The sequence below is a fragment of the Mycobacterium sp. RTGN4 genome (assembly GCF_033804635.1).
Lineage (GTDB): Bacteria > Actinomycetota > Actinomycetes > Mycobacteriales > Mycobacteriaceae > Mycobacterium.
In genome coordinates this window covers 132,479-154,004 of the sequence record NZ_JAPZLB010000011.1, presented here as the reverse complement: position 1 = coordinate 154,004, position 21,526 = coordinate 132,479, and the positions used below count along the sequence as shown (strand labels likewise).

Annotated in this window: 22 protein-coding genes; 9 read left to right on the top strand and 13 right to left on the bottom strand. The window is 66.2% G+C overall.

What is annotated here, in order from left to right; all coding sequences use genetic code 11:
* Positions 1-121 precede the first annotated feature (121 nt).
* Together cysK and epsC are read left to right on the top strand one after the other, a co-directional pair.
* Positions 122-1,057: a cysteine synthase A gene (cysK, locus tag SLQ30_RS23185; RefSeq protein WP_319449093.1), complete on the top strand. Its 936-nt coding sequence runs from the start codon at positions 122-124 to the stop codon at positions 1,055-1,057.
* A gap of 4 nt (positions 1,058-1,061) precedes the next feature.
* A complete protein-coding gene (gene epsC / locus SLQ30_RS23180) occupies positions 1,062-1,646 on the top strand; it encodes a serine O-acetyltransferase EpsC (RefSeq protein WP_319449092.1) in 585 nt (194 codons plus the stop codon).
* Between the two features lie 89 nt (positions 1,647-1,735).
* Here the strand turns inward: epsC and SLQ30_RS23175 are convergent, their stop codons facing one another.
* Together SLQ30_RS23175 and SLQ30_RS23170 are read right to left on the bottom strand one after the other, a co-directional pair.
* Positions 1,736-2,038 carry a WhiB family transcriptional regulator gene (locus SLQ30_RS23175; protein WP_319449091.1) on the bottom strand — a complete coding sequence of 101 codons (303 nt, stop codon included), beginning with the start codon at positions 2,036-2,038 and terminating at the stop codon, positions 1,736-1,738.
* A 141-nt stretch (positions 2,039-2,179) separates the two neighbouring features.
* A complete protein-coding gene (locus SLQ30_RS23170) occupies positions 2,180-3,310 on the bottom strand; it encodes an LLM class flavin-dependent oxidoreductase (RefSeq protein WP_319449090.1) in 1,131 nt (376 codons plus the stop codon).
* Between the two features lie 375 nt (positions 3,311-3,685).
* Between SLQ30_RS23170 and SLQ30_RS23165 the strand changes: the two genes are divergently transcribed.
* From SLQ30_RS23165 to SLQ30_RS23150, 4 genes are read left to right on the top strand one after another with little or no spacing between them, the layout of a single operon-like run.
* Positions 3,686-4,756: an LLM class flavin-dependent oxidoreductase gene (locus SLQ30_RS23165; protein WP_319449089.1), complete on the top strand. Its 1,071-nt coding sequence runs from the start codon at positions 3,686-3,688 to the stop codon at positions 4,754-4,756.
* Positions 4,753-5,805, top strand: coding sequence for an LLM class flavin-dependent oxidoreductase (locus SLQ30_RS23160; protein WP_319449088.1), 1,053 nt, complete (start codon positions 4,753-4,755; stop codon positions 5,803-5,805). The genes SLQ30_RS23165 and SLQ30_RS23160 overlap by 4 nt, the downstream gene beginning before the upstream one ends.
* The gene (locus SLQ30_RS23155) at positions 5,805-7,214 is read left to right on the top strand and encodes an NtaA/DmoA family FMN-dependent monooxygenase (protein ID WP_319449087.1); all 1,410 of its coding nucleotides are present in this window, start codon (positions 5,805-5,807) and stop codon (positions 7,212-7,214) included. Before SLQ30_RS23160 ends, SLQ30_RS23155 begins: the two co-directional genes overlap by 1 nt.
* Before the next feature lie 18 nt (positions 7,215-7,232).
* Positions 7,233-7,994: a DUF1684 domain-containing protein gene (locus tag SLQ30_RS23150; RefSeq protein ID WP_319449163.1), complete on the top strand. Its 762-nt coding sequence runs from the start codon at positions 7,233-7,235 to the stop codon at positions 7,992-7,994.
* A gap of 13 nt (positions 7,995-8,007) precedes the next feature.
* Here the strand turns inward: SLQ30_RS23150 and SLQ30_RS23145 are convergent, their stop codons facing one another.
* The 11 genes from SLQ30_RS23145 to SLQ30_RS23095 all read right to left on the bottom strand — a co-directional run bounded on the left by SLQ30_RS23145 (position 8,008) and on the right by SLQ30_RS23095 (position 18,694).
* Positions 8,008-8,340, bottom strand: a complete 333-nt coding sequence (locus SLQ30_RS23145) for a ferredoxin family protein (protein ID WP_319449086.1) — start codon at positions 8,338-8,340, stop codon at positions 8,008-8,010.
* Positions 8,337-9,932, bottom strand: a complete 1,596-nt coding sequence (locus SLQ30_RS23140) for an FAD-binding protein (RefSeq protein ID WP_319449085.1) — start codon at positions 9,930-9,932, stop codon at positions 8,337-8,339. The genes SLQ30_RS23145 and SLQ30_RS23140 overlap by 4 nt, the downstream gene beginning before the upstream one ends.
* A 14-nt stretch (positions 9,933-9,946) precedes the next feature.
* Complete coding sequence (locus SLQ30_RS23135; protein WP_319449084.1) at positions 9,947-10,759, bottom strand: ABC transporter permease; 813 nt, start codon at positions 10,757-10,759, stop codon at positions 9,947-9,949.
* Positions 10,756-11,502, bottom strand: a complete 747-nt coding sequence (locus SLQ30_RS23130; protein ID WP_319449083.1) for an ABC transporter ATP-binding protein — start codon at positions 11,500-11,502, stop codon at positions 10,756-10,758. Before SLQ30_RS23130 ends, SLQ30_RS23135 begins: the two co-directional genes overlap by 4 nt.
* Complete coding sequence (locus SLQ30_RS23125) at positions 11,495-12,829, bottom strand: LLM class flavin-dependent oxidoreductase (RefSeq protein WP_319449082.1); 1,335 nt, start codon at positions 12,827-12,829, stop codon at positions 11,495-11,497. Before SLQ30_RS23125 ends, SLQ30_RS23130 begins: the two co-directional genes overlap by 8 nt.
* Positions 12,830-12,861: 32 nt before the next feature.
* Positions 12,862-13,914 (bottom strand): ABC transporter substrate-binding protein, encoded by a 1,053-nt coding sequence (locus SLQ30_RS23120; protein ID WP_319449081.1) that lies wholly within the window; start codon positions 13,912-13,914, stop codon positions 12,862-12,864.
* Between the two features lie 35 nt (positions 13,915-13,949).
* Entirely contained in the window at positions 13,950-14,681 is a 732-nt protein-coding gene (locus SLQ30_RS23115; protein WP_319449080.1) for an ABC transporter ATP-binding protein, read from the bottom strand.
* Entirely contained in the window at positions 14,678-15,574 is an 897-nt protein-coding gene (locus SLQ30_RS23110) for an ABC transporter permease (RefSeq protein WP_319449079.1), read from the bottom strand. The genes SLQ30_RS23115 and SLQ30_RS23110 overlap by 4 nt, the downstream gene beginning before the upstream one ends.
* A gap of 187 nt (positions 15,575-15,761) precedes the next feature.
* Positions 15,762-17,216: an APC family permease gene (locus SLQ30_RS23105; RefSeq protein WP_319449078.1), complete on the bottom strand. Its 1,455-nt coding sequence runs from the start codon at positions 17,214-17,216 to the stop codon at positions 15,762-15,764.
* Between the two features lie 213 nt (positions 17,217-17,429).
* The gene (locus SLQ30_RS23100) at positions 17,430-18,218 is read right to left on the bottom strand and encodes a TauD/TfdA dioxygenase family protein (RefSeq protein ID WP_319449077.1); all 789 of its coding nucleotides are present in this window, start codon (positions 18,216-18,218) and stop codon (positions 17,430-17,432) included.
* Between the two features lie 113 nt (positions 18,219-18,331).
* Complete coding sequence (locus tag SLQ30_RS23095; protein ID WP_319449076.1) at positions 18,332-18,694, bottom strand: YybH family protein; 363 nt, start codon at positions 18,692-18,694, stop codon at positions 18,332-18,334.
* 99 nt (positions 18,695-18,793) lie between these two features.
* Between SLQ30_RS23095 and SLQ30_RS23090 the strand changes: the two genes are divergently transcribed.
* The 3 genes from SLQ30_RS23090 to SLQ30_RS23080 all read left to right on the top strand — a co-directional run bounded on the left by SLQ30_RS23090 (position 18,794) and on the right by SLQ30_RS23080 (position 21,517).
* A complete protein-coding gene (locus tag SLQ30_RS23090) occupies positions 18,794-19,672 on the top strand; it encodes a LysR family transcriptional regulator (RefSeq protein WP_319449075.1) in 879 nt (292 codons plus the stop codon).
* 115 nt (positions 19,673-19,787) lie between these two features.
* Entirely contained in the window at positions 19,788-19,979 is a 192-nt protein-coding gene (locus SLQ30_RS23085) for a hypothetical protein (protein WP_319449074.1), read from the top strand.
* Between the two features lie 86 nt (positions 19,980-20,065).
* Entirely contained in the window at positions 20,066-21,517 is a 1,452-nt protein-coding gene (locus SLQ30_RS23080) for an LLM class flavin-dependent oxidoreductase (protein ID WP_319449073.1), read from the top strand.
* Positions 21,518-21,526: the final 9 nt, after the last annotated feature.

Genomic DNA, 21,526 nt, shown 5'->3' with positions numbered 1-21,526 from the left:
ATTCCCGTGACCCGGCGGTCGAGGGAAATCACCACGTTCGGGCAAGCGCGAACGAAGGTCCGTAAGGTGACTTGACGAATGACGAACGGGCGCAGGACGGCGCCACGACGAGAGGTCAGCGATGGGCAAGATCTACGGCGATGTCACCGAACTCGTCGGGCGTACTCCGCTCGTTCGACTCAACCGCCTGACCGAGGGACTCGGCGCGCAGGTCGTGGCAAAGCTCGAGTTCTACAACCCCGCCAACAGCGTGAAGGACCGCATCGGGGTGGCAATCATCGATGCCGCCGAACAGTCCGGTGAGCTCAAACCGGGCGGAACCATCGTCGAAGCCACCAGCGGGAACACCGGCATCGCATTGGCGCTGGTGGGTGCCGCCCGCGGATACAAGGTGATTCTGACGATGCCCGAGACCATGTCCGTCGAGCGGCGAGTGATGTTGCGCGCGTTCGGCGCCGAGATCGTGCTCACGCCTGGTTCCGAGGGCATGGCAGGTGCGGTGGCCACGGCCAAGCAGATCATCGCCGACACCGAGAACGCGGTCGCCGCCGATCAATTCGCGAATCCGGCCAATCCCGCGATCCACGAGCGTACGACCGCCGAGGAGATCTGGGCCGACACCGACGGCGACGTCGACGTCTTCGTTGCCGGCATCGGCACCGGGGGGACCTTGACCGGGGTCGGACGCCTGCTCAAGGCGCGCAAACCGGGAGTCAGCATCGTCGGCGTCGAGCCAGCGGACTCTCCGATTCTCACCGGCGGCGATCCTGGACCACACAAAATCCAGGGGATCGGCGCCAACTTCGTCCCGGAGGTGCTCGACCGCAAGGTCTACGACGAAATCATCGACGTGGCATACGACGACTCGATCACCGTCGCCCGCTCGTTGGCAACCCAAGAGGGCATCCTGGGCGGTATCTCCGCCGGTGCCAATGTCTGGGCGGCGTTGCAATTGGCTGCACGCCCGGAGTACGCGGGCAAGCTCATCGTGGTCATCATCCCCGATTTCGGCGAACGTTACGTCTCCACAGGGCTTTTCGAGCACATCAGGGATTGACGCGATGACGTTGCTGTCCACATTGCGTGAAGATCTCGACAACGCACGCAGTCACGACCCCGCCGCGCGCAGCGACGTCGAGAACGCGCTGGTGTACTCGGGCTTGCACGCGATCTGGAGCTATCGGCTCGCCCACCGGATGTGGGCCAGGCCCGCGCTGCGGGGGGTGGCCCGCATCCTCACGCAGCTCACCCGGTTTCTCACCGGCATCGAGATCCACCCTGGTGCGACCATCGGCCGACGATTCTTCATCGACCATGGCATGGGGGTGGTGATCGGGGAGACCGCCGAGGTCGGTGACGACGTGATGGTCTATCACGGGGTCACGCTGGGTGGACGAAGCCTCAACCAGGGCAAGCGTCATCCCACGATCGGGGATCGGGTGACGATCGGCGCCGGGGCGAAAGTGCTTGGGCCGCTGCGCATCGGCGACGATTCCGCGATCGGCGCGAATGCCGTTGTGACCCGGGACGTTCCGGCGAACTCCATCGCGACCGGCATCCCCGCGGTGGTTCGCGCCCGCACCGAGAAGCAGCGCGAGCAAGGCGTGGACCCGACCAGCTACGTCGACCCGGCGATGTACATCTAGCCGAGCACCTTTAGCTCATGCTGAATAAAACTACCTCGCACATGTCGGGCGGTACGGCCCAGAAGTGGTGCGCCGGGTGAGTGCACCGGTCACCAACGCGTGAACCGCTCCCGTGCGGTGAGCGCGCCCCACACCCCGTATTTCTCGGGCGCGCGCAGCGCGTGCTCTCGGCAGGCCACGATGACTGGGCAACTCGCACAGATCTGCTTGGCGGCCTGTTCCTGTAGGCGGCGTTGGCGGCGGGAGTCTTGCTCCTCGGGAAAGAAGACGTTGGACGGAAGCCCTCGGCATCGGGCCGACTGCTGCCACCGCCCGCCGTCGGCCACCGACACCGCGGGTGGCTCCCGGTCAACGTGGGCGCTCGACATCAGACTTCTGCTGGACGGCGCCATGTGAACCCCTTTGCCTCGGCGGTGCTCATCCGATGTTCGCCTGACGAGCACTTTCACGCGAGCCATTGGATCGGGCTGAGCGAATTGCCGCGCCTGGCGCGGGGGCGCCCCCGTAATCGCCTCGGACGCACGCTGATCCACCTATCGGCGGGACCACTCCTCGGCGAGCAGGCGATAGGACCGCACCCGGTCGCGGTGGTCGTGGGTGATCGTGGTGATGATCAGCTCATCGGCCGCAGTGGCGTCACGCAGCCGCTCGAGCTCGTCGGCGACCTGCGTCGGAGTTCCGACGAACTGCGTCTCGAGCCGGTCTGCGACCAGTTCACGGTCAGCGTCCGTCCACGCGTGCGTGCGCGCTTCGTCCGGTGTCGGAAAGGGGATCGCCCCTTCAGCGGTGCGGATGCTGCGCACCCACAATCCATAGCCCGTAGCCAGCTCGCGCGCGGTGGCCGCGTCGTCGGCGACGACGACGTCCGCTGAGACACTCACGTGGGGCCGCGCCAGGTCGACAGACGGAGTGAACGCCGCGCGATACCCGTCCACGGCCTCGAGCACACCGGCGGGCGCGACGTGGTAGTTGGCCGCGAAACGCAGCCCGTTCTTCCCGGCGACGAGCGCGCTTTCGCCGCCGCTGCTGCCGAGGATCCAGATCTGCAGGTCGGCTCCCGCACCTGGCACGACATGAGCCCGCTCGCCGTTTGCCGACCGGTAGGTGTCCGCGATCAGCGCCAGCACGTCCCCGACTTGTTCGGTGTAGTCCTGGGATTGGGCCTCGGGCAGCTGCAACAACGCCTTCTGCAGCGCGATCCGCGGTGACTTCAACAGCGCCCCGTAATTGAATCGCTCCGGGATCCGTAGTCCGTTGGGCGCACGGCCATTTGCCGCCGATTGCGCGCCCTGGCCGCTCGGCGTAGGCAGATTTGGAGGCACCGGTCTACCGCCGGAGCGGCCCAGCCCAAGGTCGAAACGGCCGGGATGCAAGGCATCGAGGAGGCCGAACTCCTCCACCGATGACAACGCCGTACGGTGCCCCATTTGGAGCGCGCCCGAACCGAGCCGGATCGTCGAGGTTTCGGCGGCGGTCAGCGCGAGGAGTACCGCGGGCGAGGTGCCTGCGACCCCTGGATTGAGGTGATGCTCGGCGAACCAGTAACGCGCATACCCGAGGCGCTCGGCCTGCTGCGCGAGATCGATGCTGTTGCGTAGCGCTTCGGTGGCGCTCGACCCCGACGAGATGGGCACCAGGTCGAGCACCGTCAAGGGCGTGGCCATCATTGGGCCCCTTCCGTAGCTGGATGTGGTCTCGACATACAAGCGCGATCGCTCGCCGTCGACTGCACTCGGCTGGCGGCGCGACGCTGACACCCACGACTGGCTCGAATCTACCGACGCCGATCGAGTGCGCCCGGTCAGCGACGACGTGGATTAGGCGGGCTCGACCTCCGCCAGCGGCCAGTTCCGCCCGACCAGGATTCGAATCCCAGTGAGCAAAAAGGTGGCCCGGCCGATCATCACGCCGCGGCGCAGCGAGGCTGCTGAACCGCGGGAATGAATTGCGCAGCCAGGGGGTTCGTTTCGTCAACGGTACTGATGGAGGATGCAAGGCATGTTCACGAGCACCGACGCGGCCGCCGTTGAGGTGCGGGGATGAAGTTCCTGCTGCTGACGCTGATCACTCATCACCCAGATCCGCTGACGGGTGTGAAGAAGAGTCCGGCCGACCGACTGCGCGAAGTCGTCGAAAGCGCAGTGCTGGCCGAGGAACTCGGTTTCGACGGGTTCGCCGTGGGCGAGCGGCACGAGGATCCGTTCATCTCGTCCTCCCCTCCGGTGGTGCTGAGCAACATCGCGGCGCGCACGTCGACAATCGCATTGTTCACCGCGGTGACGACGCTGAGCCTGCTCGATCCGGTCCGGGCGTTCGAGGACTACTCGACGCTCGACAACCTCTCCGGTGGCCGGCTGGAACTCATCATCGGCAAGGGCAACGGTGCCGCCCAGGCCGAGTTGTTCCACGTGACCACCGAGGACCAGTGGGACCGCAATCGTGAAGGTTACGAACTGTTTCGCGCGCTGTGGGACAGCGACGAGGTCACGTGGGCCGGGCGCTTCCGCCCGTCGCTCGTGAAGGCCAAGGCACTCCCCCGGCCGCTGCAGAATCGCATTCGAATCTGGCACGGGAGCGCGACCAGTGAGGATTCCGTCGACCTCGCCGCACGCTTCGGTGACCCGATCTTCTCCGCCAACGTGACCTACCCCATCGAGCCCTATGCAGAGCTGGTGCGTCACTACCGGAAGCAGTGGGAGTTCTACGGTCACCAACCCGAGGACGCCGTGGTCGGGGCCGGAACTGCCGGGTTCCACGTCGCCGCGACGTCGCAGCAGGCGGTTGCCGAGTACCGTCGCGCCTTCGAGACACGCCTGGCCTTCCAACGGCGCGTAGGACTTCCGGTCGTCTTCGAATCGATCGAGGACTTCGTGGGCCGTAGTTCGGCGCTGATCGGCAGCCCGGAGCAGGTGATCGACAAGGTGGGGCGCTACCACGAACAGCTGGGCCACGAGGTGATCCACCTCAGCGCCGAGGCCGACGGTGTGACGGCGGCCCAGAAGCGTCGAAGCCTCGAACTGTTTCAGGCCGACGTCGCCCCCGCGCTTCGTGAGCGGATATCGAGCAGACCACTGGTAGCCCAGTCGAGTCGTAAAGAGGTTGTGTCATGAGCATTTTCGCGTTGGGCATCGAATTGGACGGCGAGGGCAGCCATCCGGCGGCGTGGCGCCGCGCGAGCCATCCGCCCAGTGAGTCGCTGAGTGGACGCACGCTGACGCAGAAGGTGCGGGCGGCCGAGAACGCGGGCTTCACGCTGGCGACCTTCGAAGATTCGATCCTGCCGCCCCCCAGCGGCATCACGGGTCGCGTCGATGCGGTCAACCGAGCGTCGTTCGTCGCGGCGACGACGTCCACGATCGGCCTGGTTCCGGTCGTCGAGACCACCTACGCCGAGCCGTTCCACACGTCGTCACAGTTGGCCACCCTGGACTATTCGTCCCGCGGCCGCGGTGGCTGGATCGCTGCTCGTGTTTCCGATCCGGCAGCCGCAAGGGCATGGGGCAGAACGGCTCTCACCGAGCGGGCTGACCTGGACCGTGAGCAGCGGGATTCCATCACCGTGGTGCGCGACCTGTGGGATTCGTGGGAGGACGACGCCGTGGTTCGCGACTACGCGAGCGGCCGCTTCCTGGACAGAGACAAGCTGCACTACGTCGACTTCGAGGGCAAATCGTTCACGGTGAAGGGCCCGGCCATCGTCCCACGGCCGCCTCAGGGCCAATTGGTGGTGTTCGGTGGCGAGGCCGATCGCGACCAGGTCGACGTCGTCCTGGTCACCAAGCCGGATCGTGAAACGGCGGTCGAGACCGCGCGCAGCAGCCCCGGGCTGACCTTCATCGAGCTTGCCGTCACGCTCGACACTCCGCACGCGTCGGCGGTGGACCGCCTCACTGCGCTGAACGGTCCCAGTCCGGCCGGTCGGCGGCTCGAATATGTGGGCACGCCAGAAGGATTCGTAGAACTGCTGACCGAACTGGCCGGTCACACGGACGGGGTGCGACTGTTCCCCACGGTGATCGACGAGGACCTGCCCGTGCTCGCCCGCTACGTGCTCCCGGCCTTGTTCAAGTCTGGCGTGGCGCATCGACCGGTACCCGGGTCATCGCTAAGGGCCAACCTCGGCCTGGGTCGGCCCGCCAACCGCTACGCGAGGATCTGATGAGTTCTTCCGATTTAACCCGACCATCCGAAAACGAAGCCCAGGTGCACTTCGGCGTCTTCTTCCAGGGCGTCAACCACACCACGATCTGGTCCGACCCAGCCAGCGGATCTCAGATCGACTTCGAGACCTTCCGTCGCATGGTCACGACCGCCGAGCGTGGATTGTTCGACGCGTTCTTCCTCGGTGAGGGGCTGCGACTTCGGGAGCAGGACGGCAAGATCCTCGACCTCGACATCGCCGGACGCCCCGATGCCATCGCACAATTGGCGGCGCTGGCCGGCATCACCGAGCACATCGGTCTGGTGGCCACGCAGAACACCACCTACAACGAGCCCGCAGACCTGGCCCGGCGACTGGCAGGCTTGGACGTGCTCTCCGGCGGCCGGGCCGGGTGGAACGCCGTGACGACCGACAACGCGTGGACCGGCGAGAACTTCCGGCGCGGCGGCTATCTCGAGCACGCCCTGCGGTACGAGCGGGCCGGGCAGTTCATCCGCGCCGCACGCGCCATCTGGGATGCGTGGGCCGACGACGCCATCGCGACATCGGTCGACGACGCGGTCTGGGCCGATCCGAATACCGTTCGTCACCTTGCGCTTTCGACGTCGCAGTTCGACATCTCCCTCGACGCGACGCTACCGCGCAGCACCCAAGGGCACCCGGTCATCTTCCAGGCCGGGGATTCCCCGACGGGACGCGACTTCGCAGCCGCCAACGCCGACGTCATCTTCTCGCGCCACGGCACGCACTTCGACGACGCACTCGCGTTCGCGAACGACATTCGCGCCCGGTTGGTCACCGCGGGCAGGCCTGCCGACGACATCAAGATCCTGCCGGGAACCCAGATCGTGCTGGCCGAGCACGCTTCTGAGGTGGAGGACAAGCGGCGCTGGGTGCTCGACGGTCAGTACACCGGGCAGACCGCGCTGTCCCTCGTCGGCCTGGTTTGGGGGCGCGACCTCTCCGACCGCGACCCGGACGGTCCACTCCCCGAGGATGATCCGGTGCCCGCGCCGATCTCGGTGACCCGCGGTGCAGCCAGGGACGGTAAGGATCCGATCGCGATCGCCAGGGAATGGCGCGCGCTGGCCGAGGCCAAGGGACTGTCGCTGCGTGAGGTCGCCATCGAAACTTCCGCCCGTTCGGGGTTCGTGGGGACGCCGGGGCAGGTTGCCGACGAGCTCGCGCGCTGGGTACGCGCAGGCGCGACCGACGGCTTCAACATCTCGCCCTACCTAGTGCCCGGCGGGCTCGACGAGATCGTCGACTGGTTGGTGCCCGAACTCCAGGAACGCGGCGTATACCGGACTGAGTACACGTCGACGACGCTGCGCGGTCACCTCGGGCTTCGTGAACCGCTGACGCGAAGGCAGCGTGAAGCGACCGACTCCAGTGCGACAGGTTGATACGGAAGGAGTGAGTGAATCATGACCACTAGTGCAGAGGTCACGTTCGACGCCGCGTGGAGCCAGTGGCACCGTGAACGCGAGCAGTACTACGGTGACCCGCTCGGCTGGGTGAGCATCACCGGTTTGTACTGGCTCACCGAAGACTTCGAGACGGTGGCCGACCTCCCCGGTCGGTGGCGCGCGGACGCCGATGCGACCTACGTCGAGGGCATCGACGGCGTCGCGCGGCTCGAACCCATCGAGGGTGCACCAGGGCTATTCGTCGAGGACGGACCACGCCGCATCGAGGTGATCCGCCGCACCGGCTCGGTCGCATTGCGGGTGCACGACCCCAAGTCGCCGCTCCTGCAGGCGTACCACGGGATCCCCACCTACCCACCGAGTGAGCAGTGGCGCGTCACCGGAACGTTCTCACCGTATGAGGCCCCGAAGACCGTCACGACGGGAGCGGTCGTCGAGGGACTCGAGCACCACCACGAGGCCGTCGGCGTCATCGACTTCGAACTGGAAGGCACCGCACGGCAATTGATCACTTTCGGCCGTGAAACCGGCGAACTGCACGTGCTGTTCACCGATGCCACCAGCGGCGTGACGACATATCCTGGGGCCCGGTCACTTTCGATTTCTGCACCGGATGACGGCGGGTCGGTGACACTCGACTTCAACCGAGCGTCCAACCTGCCCTGTTCCTTCACCGACTACGCGACGTGCCCGGTGGCGCCGCCCGAGAACAGGCTGACCGTCGCCGTCGAGGCAGGCGAACAGAACCCGCGCTGAGCCGACGTCGTTGTCAGTCCGGGTATTCCGGACCGACGGCGGTGCGCGCGCCCAGCTTTCGCCCGCTGCCCCAACCCAGTTCGCGCCGGTAGCCCCCGAGCATTCCACTGGCCTGCAAGTGCGCGGTGTCGCGGTAACTCGAGTCAGCGGCCGCGGGCGTCGTCAGCGGTGCGACGAACAAGGCGTCGGTCGGGCAGTAGGCCTCACATTGAAAACAGGTCTGGCAGCTGTCGTGGCGCGCGATCACGGGTATGCCATCCACGCCGCGATCGAACACCCGGGTCGGACATACCTCGATGCAGCGATCGCAGCCGATACAGCGTTCGCCCGCAACGATTTCGATCATGCCGCCCGCCCCCCGACCGCGGCCCCGACGCCCTCGGGCCGGGTCCAGAGCTCATCGAGGCCGCCGATCAGCAGCCGATGATGCTGCGCCCCATCCTGCGTGGGGTGGTCGACGCGCTTGTGCATGCCGCGGGTCTCGGTTCGTTGCAGCGCAGCGTGATACATCCAGCGGCTGTGGGCAGCCATCGCCGCTGCCTCCCGGGCCCGGAACGTGTCTTCACCGGTGGCGCCCAGGCTCGCACGCACCGCCGACCAGATGTCGTGCAACGACTCCAGGGCCGGGTTGAGCCGGTCGCCGTGGCGTAGGAAGTTGTATTGGTGCGGCAGCACGTGGCGTTGGACCGCGGCGGTCACCGCCCGGTAGTCGAGTCCGACGGGTCCGGCGGGGCGCAGTCCGGCGCCGCCAACCGCTCGCAGCACTGCGGCCGGGCGACCGCGCTTGGTCGCAAAGGTCGCCGCGGCCTTGCCCGCCCAACTGCCCGAGGACGCCGCCCAGGCAGCGTTGTGGCTGCCGCCGCCGGTGAAGCCGCCACAGATCAGTTCACGGGTTGCCGTGTCACCCGCGGCATAGAGCCCGGGGACGTCGGTGGCGCAGTCGTAGTCCACCACGCGGACCCCGCCCGTGCCACGAACCGTTCCCTCGGCCACCAGGGTGATCTCGAAGAAGTCGGTGAATGGATCGATGCCCAGCCGGTCGAAGACGAGGAAGAAGTTGGGCTGGCCCTTGCGCATGCCAAGCTGCTCGGCCGCGGTGGCCCGGTCGATGCGCGCGAAAACCGGTTCGTCACAGAGCGTCTTGGCGATCACGGTACGGCCGCGAGCGCTGCCCGCTCCCTCGATGGGCGTTCGGTCGGCTCGGTAGAACGTCGCCCATGAGTAGTAAGCGGTCTTGGTCAGCGAGGTCCCCTTCGGCGCGATGGCGAAGGAATTGGAGAACTCCATGCCTGACAGAATGGCCCCCGCCTCGACGGCCATGAGCGCGCCGTCGCCGGTGTTCACGTCACAGCCCAGCGACTTGGACTGAAAGGCGCACCCACCGGCGGCGAGCACAACTGCTCCGGCCTCCACCCGCACGGTCCGTCCCGAACCGCGGTCGAGGGCCACCGCGCCCGACACCACTTCATCCTCGTCGACCAACAACTCAAGTGCCGGGGTGTGATCGAGGATGCGCACCCCCAGGCGTTGGACCCGGGTGCGCTGCCTGCGCATGTACTCGGGCCCTTGCAGGTCGTTTCGGACCGGCCTGCCGTAGGTGTCGACGGGGAACGGGTAGCGCTGCACCGTGGCGAGTTCGTCCATCCGGGCGTGGGTTTCGTCGAGCACGCGGGTCATCCAGTCGCGCTCGGCCAGGTGGCCGCCGAGGGCATCGCGGCTGGCCATTGCCGCCTCCCGAAGCTCGGGAACGTCGTCGACATACCAGACGCCGGTACCGACCGAGGCAGTCGCTCCGCTGGATCCGGTGTGGCCCTTGTCGGCAAGCACGACGTCGGCGCCGGCCTGCGCCGCCTTGATGGCGGCCCACGTGCCTGCCGGCCCGCCCCCGATCACCAGCACGTCGGTCGAAAGCGTCTCGTCCACCCCTGTTTTCGTCATGTCACCCTTCTTCTCTAGGCCTTCAGTCGATTGGTGCCGAAGATGACCGCGGACCAGGCCGACAGCGCAATTGCGATGGCCCACACCACGATCAGCGCGGTCCAGGCGCCGACGTCGCCGTGCCCAAGCAGGCCGATGCGTTCCACCTGGACCAGCCAGAACACCGGATTGACCCGGCTGAGCACGTCCCACACCGGTGGCAGCTGCGCAACGGAGTAGAACACTCCGCCGAGAAAACCCAGCGGCAGCAGGATGATTGACTCCATCGAGTACACGTGGTCGAGCGACTTGGCCAGCGCGCCCGCGATGACGCCGACCTGACCGGCCACCAAAAGCACTGCTAACGTGCCCAACACGAACACCAACGGCCGCTGGATACTGGTGATATGGGTCAACGGCAGCGCGATCGCCAGTACGCCGGAACCGACGATGGCGCCGCGCGCGACTCCCCCGGTTACCAGCGCCGCGTTGATCTCCCACCAGCGCAAAGGGCTGGCGTAGACGTCGTTGATGTATTTGTCGCGGCGGGCCTCGAACAGGCTCGTCGTCCCGTTGACGAAGCCGACGGTCAGGATCGCCTGGGCGAAGAGCCCCGGCACGATGAACTGTCCGTAGGGAATGCCGTCGATCGGTGCGACGCGCTGTCCCAACGCCGAGCCGAAGACGATCACGAACAGGATCGTGGACAGCACGGGTCCCACGATGGCGTACTGCCAGATGTTGAGGAACCGCAACACTTCCCGCTCGACGAGCCACAGGAACGGGGCGCGTTCTGCTTCGAAGGGCCCGTCGTACGACCTCAGCCCCCGTACGTCGGTACCGCTCACGACGCAGCCTCCGCAGTCATCACCCTGTCGTAGACCTCGGAGATGTCGCGCGCCTGGTACCGATTGCGCAAGGACGTGGCAGAGCCGCGGTCGACGATCCGGCCTGCCGCGATCAGCGCGATCTCGTCGCACAAGGTCTCGGCTTCCTGCAGGTAGTGCGTCGTCAGCAGGATCGTCGTGCCTGCGGCGTTGAGTCCCTTGAGCAATGTCCAGATCTCGGCGCGCAATGCGACGTCGACGCCAGCCGTCGGCTCATCGAGGATCAGCAGACGCGGCTGATGAATCAGCGCCCGTGCGAGCACAAGTCGGCGCTGCATGCCACCGGACAGTTCGTAGGCCCGACCATCGGCCTTTTGCGCTAGGCCGAACTGTTCGAGCAGTTCGTCGGCACGGCGCACAGCCGACTTGCGTCCGATACCGTGATAGCCGGCATGGTAGACGAGCAGCTGCCGAACTGACAGGAAGCGGTCGACGTTGATGTCCTGTTCGGCCAGCCCGATCAGGCGACGGGCTTCCCTAGTCCGGTAGTCGTGGCCAAACACGGTCAATTCCCCTGCCGTCGGCCGGATTACGTTGCTCACTGATCCGATCAGCGTGGTCTTACCCGCTCCGTTGGGGCCGAGCAGCCCGAAGAAGGCGCCGTCGGACAATTCCAGGTCCAGGTTCGACACCGCGGTGAACCCATCACGGTAGACCTTGCGCAGCCCCTTGATCGACAGTGCGGGCGGCGGCTGGTCAGGCATCGCGATGGAATTGGTTCGCAGGGACCGTGAGTCCGTAGTGTTCGCGCAAGGTGCGGCCCCGATAGTCCTCTCGGAACAGCCCTTTGCTGCGCAAGATCGGAAGCACGTGTTCGATGAAGGTCTCGAGCTCCGACGGCAGTCCCGGAGCCATGATGTTGAAACCGTCGGCGGCGCCGCCCTCGAACCACGAGACGATCGTGTCGGCGGCCTGGTCGGGTGTGCCGACGAAGGTGAAGTGCCCGCGCCCTCCGCCCAGCCGCGAGAGCAGCTGGCGAACCGTGAGGTGCTCGCGGACCGCGAGCTCGATGATGAGGTCCGATCTGCTCTGCGAGCCTTCGAGTTTCGGGCGGGCCAGGATGAAGTCGGGTAACGGTGCGTCGAGGTCGAACACCGAAGGGTCCGCCTCGAAGTTCCACGCCAGCTGCGACAGCCCGTATTCGGGGATGCGGAGTTCGTCGTACCGACGGGCCAGTTCAGCGGCCTCCCGTTCGGTCGACCCGATGAATGGCACGATGCCCGGCAACACCAGCACCGCGTCGGGGTCACGTCCCGCCGCTCCGGTCCGCGCCTTGATGTCGCGGTAGAAGTCCGCGGCACGCTCGTAGGTCTGATGTGCGGTGAAGATGGCTTCCGCGTGCCTGGCGGCGAAGCTCTTGCCATCCTCGGACGAGCCGGCTTGTACCAGCAGCGGGTAACCCTGGGGTGGGCGTTCGACGTTGAGCGGACCGGCGACCTGGAAGTGGCTCCCCGCGTGGTCGACACGGTGCAGCCGCGAAGTGTCGGCGTATCGGCCCGACTCCTTCTCCGCGACAACGGCTTCGGATTCCCAACTGTCCCAGAGCGCCTTGGCGACGGTGAGGAACTCGTCGGCACGCTCGTAGCGCGCAGCATGGTTGGGGCGGTCGGTGAGCCCGAAGTTGGCCGCTTCGTCGGCGCCTGCCGAGGTGACGATGTTCCAGCCGGCACGGCCGCCGCTGACGTGATCGACCGACGCGAGCCGGCGCGCCAAGTTGTACGGCTCGTTGTACGTCGACGAGACGGTGGCGATCAGGCCAATGCGGCTGGTGTGCTGTGAAAGTGCAGTCAGCAAGGTGAACGGTTCCAGCTGACCGGGAGGTCGGAACGCGCCGCTTCCGGTCAGCGCCGGACCGTCGGCCAGGAACAGCGAGTCGAACTTGGCATCCTCGGCCAGCTTGGCCAGCTCGATCCAATGCCGAAGGTCGAAATCGGCTCGCGGGTTGCTCTCCGGAAGGCGCCAGGCCGCTTCGTGGTGGCCCGCCTCCATCAGGAAGGCGTTGAGGTGCAGTTCCCGCTTCTGCGCGCCCATCGTGGTCTCCGTTGCTTGGAATCGGTGCTGCGTCAGGACAACTTCGTGCTGTCGAACCCGTCGGGCAGCAGGTTGACGGTGATGGCCGCGACGTCGACGGGCTTCTTGATCTCGCCGGCTTCGAGGAAGGCGTCACTGAGCGCCTGCTCGGCCTTGATGTCTTCTGGCAGCACCTGGGTGACCTTGAAGGGGTACGAGTCCACGGTCGCCTTGGCGTCGGCGAGTGGGATGCCGGTCTCCTTCACGAGCGCCTTGGCGTACTCGTCGGGATTCTGCTGCGCCCAGTTGAAGATCCGGGCGATGCGGGTGAGCACGTCGGCAAGCGCCGCCCGCCGTGCCGGATCGTTGAGCGACTTGTCTGTCGCCACGTAATAGTTGTTGACTTGATCGATCGGCGGCAGCCCCTTGGCGAGGATGCGGGCACCGCCGCCCACCGCGATCGCCGACGGCGGGTTCCAGATGGACCAGGCATCCACCTTGCCGGTGTTGAATGCGGTGGCGCCCGCAGCGGGACTGAGGTACACGAGCTCGACGTCCTTCGGCGTCAGGCCGACGCTCTTGAGTGCGAGCAGCGCCAGACCGTGGGCCGAACTGCCCTGCGGGATGGCGATCTTCTTGCCCTTCAAGTCATTCAGCGTCTGGATCGGTGAGTCCTTGGGCACGATGATGTTCTCGGCCGCCTTGGTCACGTCGGCGCCGTGCTGGGTGGCGACGATCTTGAACCCGTACTGCTGCGCCGCTCCGGTGATCGGCGGGACGGTGCCCACATAACCGAGGTCGATGTCGCCTGCCGCGGCCGCTTGCACCAGCGGTGGGCCGTAGTCGAAGCGCGCGAACTTGATCTTGTAGGGCGCATCATCGAACGCGCCCGTCACCTTCGCCAGTTCCTCGCTGCCGTCGCCACCGTTGTCGCCGAGGGTGAACGTGTACTGACTCCACTCCGGATGGCTGGCCGCAGTGGAGGAGTCACCCGACTTGCTCAACGGGCCTTGTGTGGTCGGCGACGTGGAACTGCAGGCGGCAAGGACACTCGCGACGGTGAGCAGCGCCGCGGCGCCGAGGGCGCGGAAGGATTTGTCGGGCATGAGTTCTCCTGTACGTGATGGGTGAAGCGATGAGCTCAGTGCGTGCTGGCGAGGCCGAGGTCCGCCAGCAACGCCAACCGGAGTTCCTCCCTGGCGACGCTCGCTTCGCGGTCAGCGGCCGACAGTCGCACACGGTGGGCGTTGTCGATCCGTCCGTTGCTCATGATCACGATGCGGTCGGCCAGCGCGATGGCTTCGTCGATGTCGTGGGTGACGAGCAACATCGAGGCTTGGTGCTCACGGCGGAGCTCGCGAACCAACTCGTGCATCCGAACTCGGGTGATCGCATCCAACGCCGCGAACGGCTCGTCGAGCAGGATCAGCTCCGGTTCGGCCACCAGGGCACGCGCCAGCGCCACGCGCTGCGCCTCCCCGCCCGAGAGTTCCTTGGGCCAGGCGCGTTCGCGATCGGCGAGGTGTACGTCGGCCAAGGCCTTGCGGGCTCTTTGGTCGGCGTCCCGGCCATGCAGCCCGATGGTGACGTTTCGGAGCACCCGCTGCCACGGCAGCAGCCGGTCGCCCTGAAAGACGATGGCGCGCTTGACGGGAACCTCGATGCGGCCACCGTCGGGCCGGTCCAGACCGGCAAGCAATCGGAGCAGCGTGCTCTTGCCACAGCCCGACGGGCCCAGCAAGACCACGAGCTCCTCGTCGTCGATCGTCAAATCCAGGTGGTCGAGCACGGTGCGATCGCCGAACGTGCGGACCACCTGCTCGGCTCGCACACCGAACTGATGGCGCGTCGAGGCCACGGCCGCGGCGGTCATGCCGCCTCATAACTGGGGCGCCACCGCAGCAGCACCCGTTCGAGGATCCGGACGATCTGGTCGGCGAGCAACCCGAGGATCGAGTAGATCACCAGGCCCACGAAGACCTGATTGGTTTGCAGATAGGTCTGGGCCTGCGTGACAAGGAAGCCCAGTCCCTGGTCGGCGTTGATCGTCTCGGCGGCCACCAGCCCGAGCACGCTGTAGGCCAGCGAGAAGCGCAGCCCCACAAGGAATCCGGGTAGCGCTCCAGGGAGCAGCACCCAGGTGACCACCCGCAATCGCCCCGCTCCGGTGGTGCCCGCCATTTCGATCAGTCGCTGGTCCACCCCGCGGATGGCAGCGAACAGGTTGAGGTACATCGGTACGCCTGCCCCGAACGCGATGAGTAGCACCTTGGTCAACTCGTCGATGCCGAACCACACGATCATCAGCGGCAGCACGGCCAACAGCGGGATGGTGTTGAGAATCTGGGCCAGGCCGTTGAAGAGGTATTCGCCACGACGGAGGAAACCGCCCAGCACCCCGGTCACGATGCCCACGCTCAAACCGAGCGCAAGACCAAGGCCCGCGCGCTGCAACGAGATCGCCAGATCTGGACCCAGGACTCCGTCGTTCCACAACTCCACCGCCGTGGTTGCGATGTCCGTCGGGGCCGGTGCGTACAACGGCGGAAGGATTCCCGTGAGGCCGAGCACTTCCCAAACCACGAGGATCAGCACCGGGGTGGTGTAGATGCCGAGCGGCCAATGCAATCGCTGCCATAGCGACGCCAGTGGTGTGGGCCGCCGCGAGTTCACCGGTTGGAAGACGTCGCGGGAGCGCGTGGCGCCTGCCGTGGCCGGCGAGGACTCGAACTCGACGGCGCGCGTCGCTAGACTGACGTCTGTCATCGGCGCATCTCCAGTCGGCCCAATTCGAACGGCCATAGTGCTTGCGCTGTCACAAGACTCACGCGTTTCGCAGTCCCAACACCATGACGCAGCGATCGCCTCAGGCGGAGCTATGAAATCGGCGGGATTCTTTGTCTGCGAGTCGACTGGCGGCTATCCGCGAGTCGACTGGCGAGGGCGTCCGTGGTCATTCCAGCGTCACCTCCGACCGTTTCGCGGCGATCCCGGCGCCGACCGCGAAGACCGCGACGAGCAACACCACGACGCCGATGGCGATCGGCGTCGATCCACCGACAAGGTCAGGCAGGTTCTGGAAGACCAAGAACAACACGCCAGCCAACGCGACCAAGCCCAACCCCGGCGCGATGAACGCGCGCCAGATCGGCACGTCGAGGTCGCCAGCCCGCTGGCGACGGGCGAAGAATGCAAGCACCGCAGCGCTGGTCGCGATGAGCAGGATGATGATGCCCACCGTCGAGATTCCGGCCAGCCAGGTATAGAACTGCGTGACGGGGTCCAGCCCGAACGCGAGGCCTGCCACGATGAACAACACCACGACGACGGTGTCGAGTCCGGAGGCCAGATGTGGGGACGCATGCTTGGCGTGTGCCTCTCCGAGCGCGGCCGGGAACACCTTGCGATTCGAGAGTGTGAAGAAGTAACGGGCGACCACGTTGTGGAAGGAAAGGATGCAGGCGAACAGGCTGGTGACGAAGAGCAGCTGGACGATGTGCAGCCCCGCGGCACCGAGGTACTGCTCCGTCGCGAGTGGCAGCAGCCCCGATGGGTCGTTGGTGGCCTGCTCGACCACGCGGCTGTCACCCCACGCCGTGATCAGCGCCCACGTCGACACGGTGTAGAAGACCCCGATCAGAATCAAAGCCAAGAAGGTTGCGCGCGGAATGGTGCGCACCGGATCCCGCGCCTCGTCGCGGAAGACAGCGGTCGCCTCGAACCCGATGAAGCTCAAGAAGGCGAACAGCAACGCGAGCCCCGGTGCCCCAGAGGCGATCTGGGAAGGGGTGAGGAAGCCGGTGGAGAGACCTTCGTGGCCCCCGGTGAAGGCCACCACGGCGTCAAGTACGAGCACGATCGCGACCTCGCCGATCAGTAGCACACCGAGCACGTTGCGAGAGAGGTCGATATTGCGATGGCCGAGCACGGCCACGATCACGACGGCGATCAACGCCCATATGCCCCAATTGATCTGGGGTAGTCCATATGATGCGAACAGGGCCTGCGCACCTTGGCCGATGAGCCCGTACACGCCGATTTCGAGTGCGAGGTAGGAAATCAGCGCGACGAGGGCAAAGCCGAAACCGGTCACCCGGCCGAGGCCCTTGCCGATGTAGGAGTAGAAGGCGCCCGCGTTCGGTACGTGCGGGGTGAGCGCGGTGAAGCCCACCGCGAAGAGCAGCACGATGATGGTGCTGATGATGAAGATGGCCGGGAAACCGGTCCCGTTGCCGCTCGCGATGCCCAGCGGCACTGGGCCGCCGATCACCCCGAGTGGGGAGGCCGCGGCCACGACGACGAAGACGATGCCCCACACGCCGAGCGATCCGCGGAGCTTGCGGTGGGGGTGTGCGTCCTGCGGGTCGCCGGCCCGGACATCGCCGGATTCCTCAATCTGGTTCGACATGATCAGCTTCCTTTGACGGGCTCGACGTCGAGGAAATCGCGACATCGCTTTGCTGCATCGCGGTTGCCGGGAGCGGCCCACGCGTCGTAGACCAGAGGACGCTAACTCCTACCGCCTCCGACCACGGATGGTTGCGATCAGCGCGATTGCATCGCGGGTGCGGACGATCTCCGCCATGCCGTCACGGGAATTAGCGAAAACCGACGCTCGGGGTCAGCCCCCGATGACCTTGCGGTAGCCGCGGGGTCCGTCGTAGTCGTTGACGGCGAAGTGCCAGGTGGCCTGGTTGTCCCAAATGACGAAGTCCCCTGTCTTCCACCCGAAGTCGACGGCGTAGTTGGGTGACGAGGCGTGCGCAAGAAGGAAGGGCAGGAGTGCTTGGCCTTCGGCCGGTTCGATGCCGGTGAGGCGCAGCGCCGACGAACTCAGAAAGAGCCCCTTGCGTCCGGTGTGACGGTGGGTGCGCACTACTGGGTGCTCGACGGTCTCGGTCACCGGCGGGCGGTTGTAGGTCCCGTCGCCGGGGTAGGCGCCATAGACGGCGCTCACCGACTCCAAGAGTTCCTTGAACGGCTCGGAGAGCCCATCGTAGGCCGCTTGGAGGTCCGCCCACAGCGTGTGACCTCCGATGTCGGGCACCACCTGGTATGTCAGCGACTCGATGTTGAACGGCGGATTGCGCCACGTGCCGCCCACATGCCACGTCGAGGCATTGCCTGCCTTCTCCAGGTCGAAGACGTACACCAACCGGTTGTGCTCGTCGCGGCGCAGCCACAGCGGGTGGTCGAACGGTTCGTCGAAGATCCGCACCGCGTCCACGTGGGCGTCGGGCGACAGGTGCTGGTTGCGGAACACCAGGACCTTGTGTCTCCAGAAGTCCTCGCGGAGCGCTTGGGCGGTGTCGTCGTCGACACCGTTGGCGAGGTCGACGCCGACGATCTCAGCACCGAGGAGCGGGCTTGCCGCAAGGACCGCGTACGAAGCGGCGTGGGTAGTCGTCATCTGCTTCACCTTTACAACGGCTGTGCGGAAACGGAGCAACCAAATCGAACGAGACTCACCGTAATTTCCGTTGCGGGCGAAGCGGAATGGTTTAGCTCACGGGTGTGCGAACTTCACCCGACGGCGGTGAACTCGGGCTGATCGAGAATGCGCAACCAGCTGCCGTCGGCCTGCCGCCGCACTACCTGGGCGCGGGCACCTGCGTCATCCTTCGGTGCCGTCGCGGTCAGTGCGATGTCCCCCACGATCAACGTCGGTAGCGGTTCCTCCTGTTGGAACCGGGGCCCGTTCGAAAGCACCTTCTCCCACAGCGCCTGGATCGCGGCCCGGCCCACGGTCTGGCCGCCCGGCGGGTAGGCGATCACCGCGTGCTCCTCGTAGAGCAGTGCCACCCCTTCGGCATCACCGGCGTTGGAGCGGTCGACGAACAGCCGGGTCAAATCCTCTGGGCGGAGCGCCTTTTCGCGGGTGGTCATGATGTTCCTCTCGGTTGGCCGGGTTGCCGCATTCCAGCCTGGGCTCAGAAGATCTAGAAGTCCAACATATTGATCTGATGGTTACTAGCATTACCCGTTATGGAATTGCGGCAGCTGGAATACTTCGTAGCGGTGGCGGAGGAAGCGAACTTCACTCGCGCCGCGCAGCGCGTTCACATCAGCCAATCCGGGGTCAGCGCGCAGATCCGACAACTCGAACGCGAACTCGGCCATCAGTTGTTCGACCGGTCCTCGCGGATCGCAAGGTTGACTGCGGCAGGCGAAGCCGCGCTCGAGCCTGCCCGCACCGCACTGGCGGCCGCCACCAGCGTGCAGCTGGCGGTGGACGAAGTAGCCGGGCTCTTGCGGGGGCGGCTCAGCATCGGAATGGTCGTCGGCTGCACCATCAGTCCGTTGTTCGACGCGATGGAGAAGTTCCACCGCGACCATCCTGGTGTGGAAATGTCCGTTCACGAAGGGAACTCGGAGCAGATGATCGCCGCGATCCGTTCGGGCGAACTCGACATTGCGCTGATCGGTGTCGCTGGTTCGCCGCCCGACGGGCTCGAGGCATTGACTCTGGTGAGCGAGCCGCTTGGCGCGTTGGTGCCGCGGGGCCACCCGCTGGCCGACCGAAAGCGGATCGCGGTGAACGATCTGGCCGGCGAGCCAATCGTGTCGATGCCCGTAGGTACGGGAATTCGCGCTGCCTTGGACATCGCCTGTGCCACCGCAGGATTCACACCCGACATCTCGATCGAGGCCAGTGCCGCAGACGCCGTCGCTGACTTCGTTGAACGTGGGCTCGGGATCGGTGTGCTCAGTGCGTCCATGACTTCCGCCTACCGCGACCGACTGCCGGCCGTGCGGCTAACTGGTACGCCGCTGCCTGCGCTGCTGGCGGTGGTGTGGACACCGTCGCAGAGTCCCGCACTGCGCGGCTTCCTCCCGCGGTTGCGAGAGGCATTCAGCGCTTGAGCGCACGTGCCGCGGTGGTGCGCGGCCTTTCGATCGCAATGACTGCAACCGTGCTCCGCCGCCACCGCACGACCTACCATGACACCGTGGTCAGCCCGGACGCGGACCCTTATTGTTGACCTCGGGCACCGAGGACCACACCGTGCCGCTCAAGGTGACCAAGGCGGTCTTCGGGCTGTACTCGAAAGGTCCGTCCGACACCGAGTTTCACGAATTCGCGGGACGGGGCCACTCGCTGACGATCGACAACGGATGGAAGGACGTTGCCGAAACCACGCTCAAGTGGTTCGAGACCAAGGGCTTCTAGTAGCTCCACTTGGCGGCGGCCTGGACTTTGAATCGTCGGGACTCAAAGCAGTGCTCCCGCGGGCCGCTGCCTAGAGAATGCTGCCAGTGACCCGAACCATCCGATTCAACGCGTTCGACATGAACTGCGTCGCCCACCAGTCCCCCGGGCTCTGGCGACACCCCGAAGACCAGTCCGCCCGGTACAAGGACCTGACGTACTGGACGAAACTGGCCGAGATGCTGGAACGCGGCAGGTTCGACGGACTGTTCATCGCTGACGTGCTTGGTACCTACGACGTGTACGGCGCCAGCGACGAGGCGGCCATCCGGCAGGCCGCGCAGATCCCGGTCAACGACCCGCTGCTACTGGTGTCGGCGATGGCGCTCGTCACCGAGCACCTCGGTTTCGGTATCACCACCGGCACCGGGTTCGAGCACCCCTATCCGTTCGCCCGGCGGCTGTCGACGCTCGACCACCTCACCAAGGGCCGCATCGGCTGGAACGTGGTGACCGGCTATCTGCCCGCCGCCGCGCGCAACATGGGCCAGACCGACCAGCCCGCACATGACGCCCGCTACGACCACGCCGACGAATACCTCGAGGTGCTCTACAAGCTGTGGGAGGGATCCTGGGAGGACGACGCGGTGGTCCGCGACAAGGACCGCGGCGTGTTCACCGACCCCGCCAAGGTGCACCATATCGGCCACGAGGGAACGCATTTCAGCGTGCCCGGCGTACACCTTTCTGAGCCCTCACCGCAGCGCACGCCCGTCATCTACCAGGCCGGCTCGTCACCGCGCGGCGTCCGGTTCGCCGCCGAGAACGCCGAGGCCATCTTCACCGCCGCACCGACCAAGGCCATCCTCGCCGAGACCGTCACCACCATCCGGCGCGAGCTCGAGATCGCCGGTCGCGACCCCTACGCCGTGAAGATCTTCAACCTGTCGACCGTGGTCACCGCCGCCACCTACGACGAGGCGCACGCCAAGCACGCCGAGTACCTGTCGTACGGTGACCCCGAGGGCGCGCTGACGTTCATGTCGGGATGGATGGGCGTCGACCTGGCGCGCTACGGGTTCGACGAGCCGGTCGGCAATGTCGACTCCAACGCGATCCTGTCCGCGGTGGCGGCGTTCCAGTCCGCCGACCCTGACGGGCGGGAGTGGCAGATCAAGGACATCGCCGAGTGGGGAAAGATTGGCGGCCTCGGCCCACGGTTCGTGGGATCCGGTGCACAGGTGGCGGATTCGCTCCAGGAGTGGGTCGACGAGACTGACGTCGACGGTTTCAACTTCGCCTATGCGATCACGCCGGGTTCATTCGCCGATATCGTCGATCACGTGATCCCCGAGCTCACGGCCCGGGGCGCCTACCAGTCGGAGTACACGCCGGGCACCTTGCGCAACAAGCTGCTCGGTAAGGGTGACCGGCTGCCCGAGGAGCATCGTGGCGCGAGCTATCGGGTCGGCGGTTCGCGTTCGACGATCATCGAACGCCCGTCCACCGTCCCGTCATCGCCGTCGTCGGTTTCCGCGCAGCCGACCTCGGGTCGTTAGGGTCGTTGC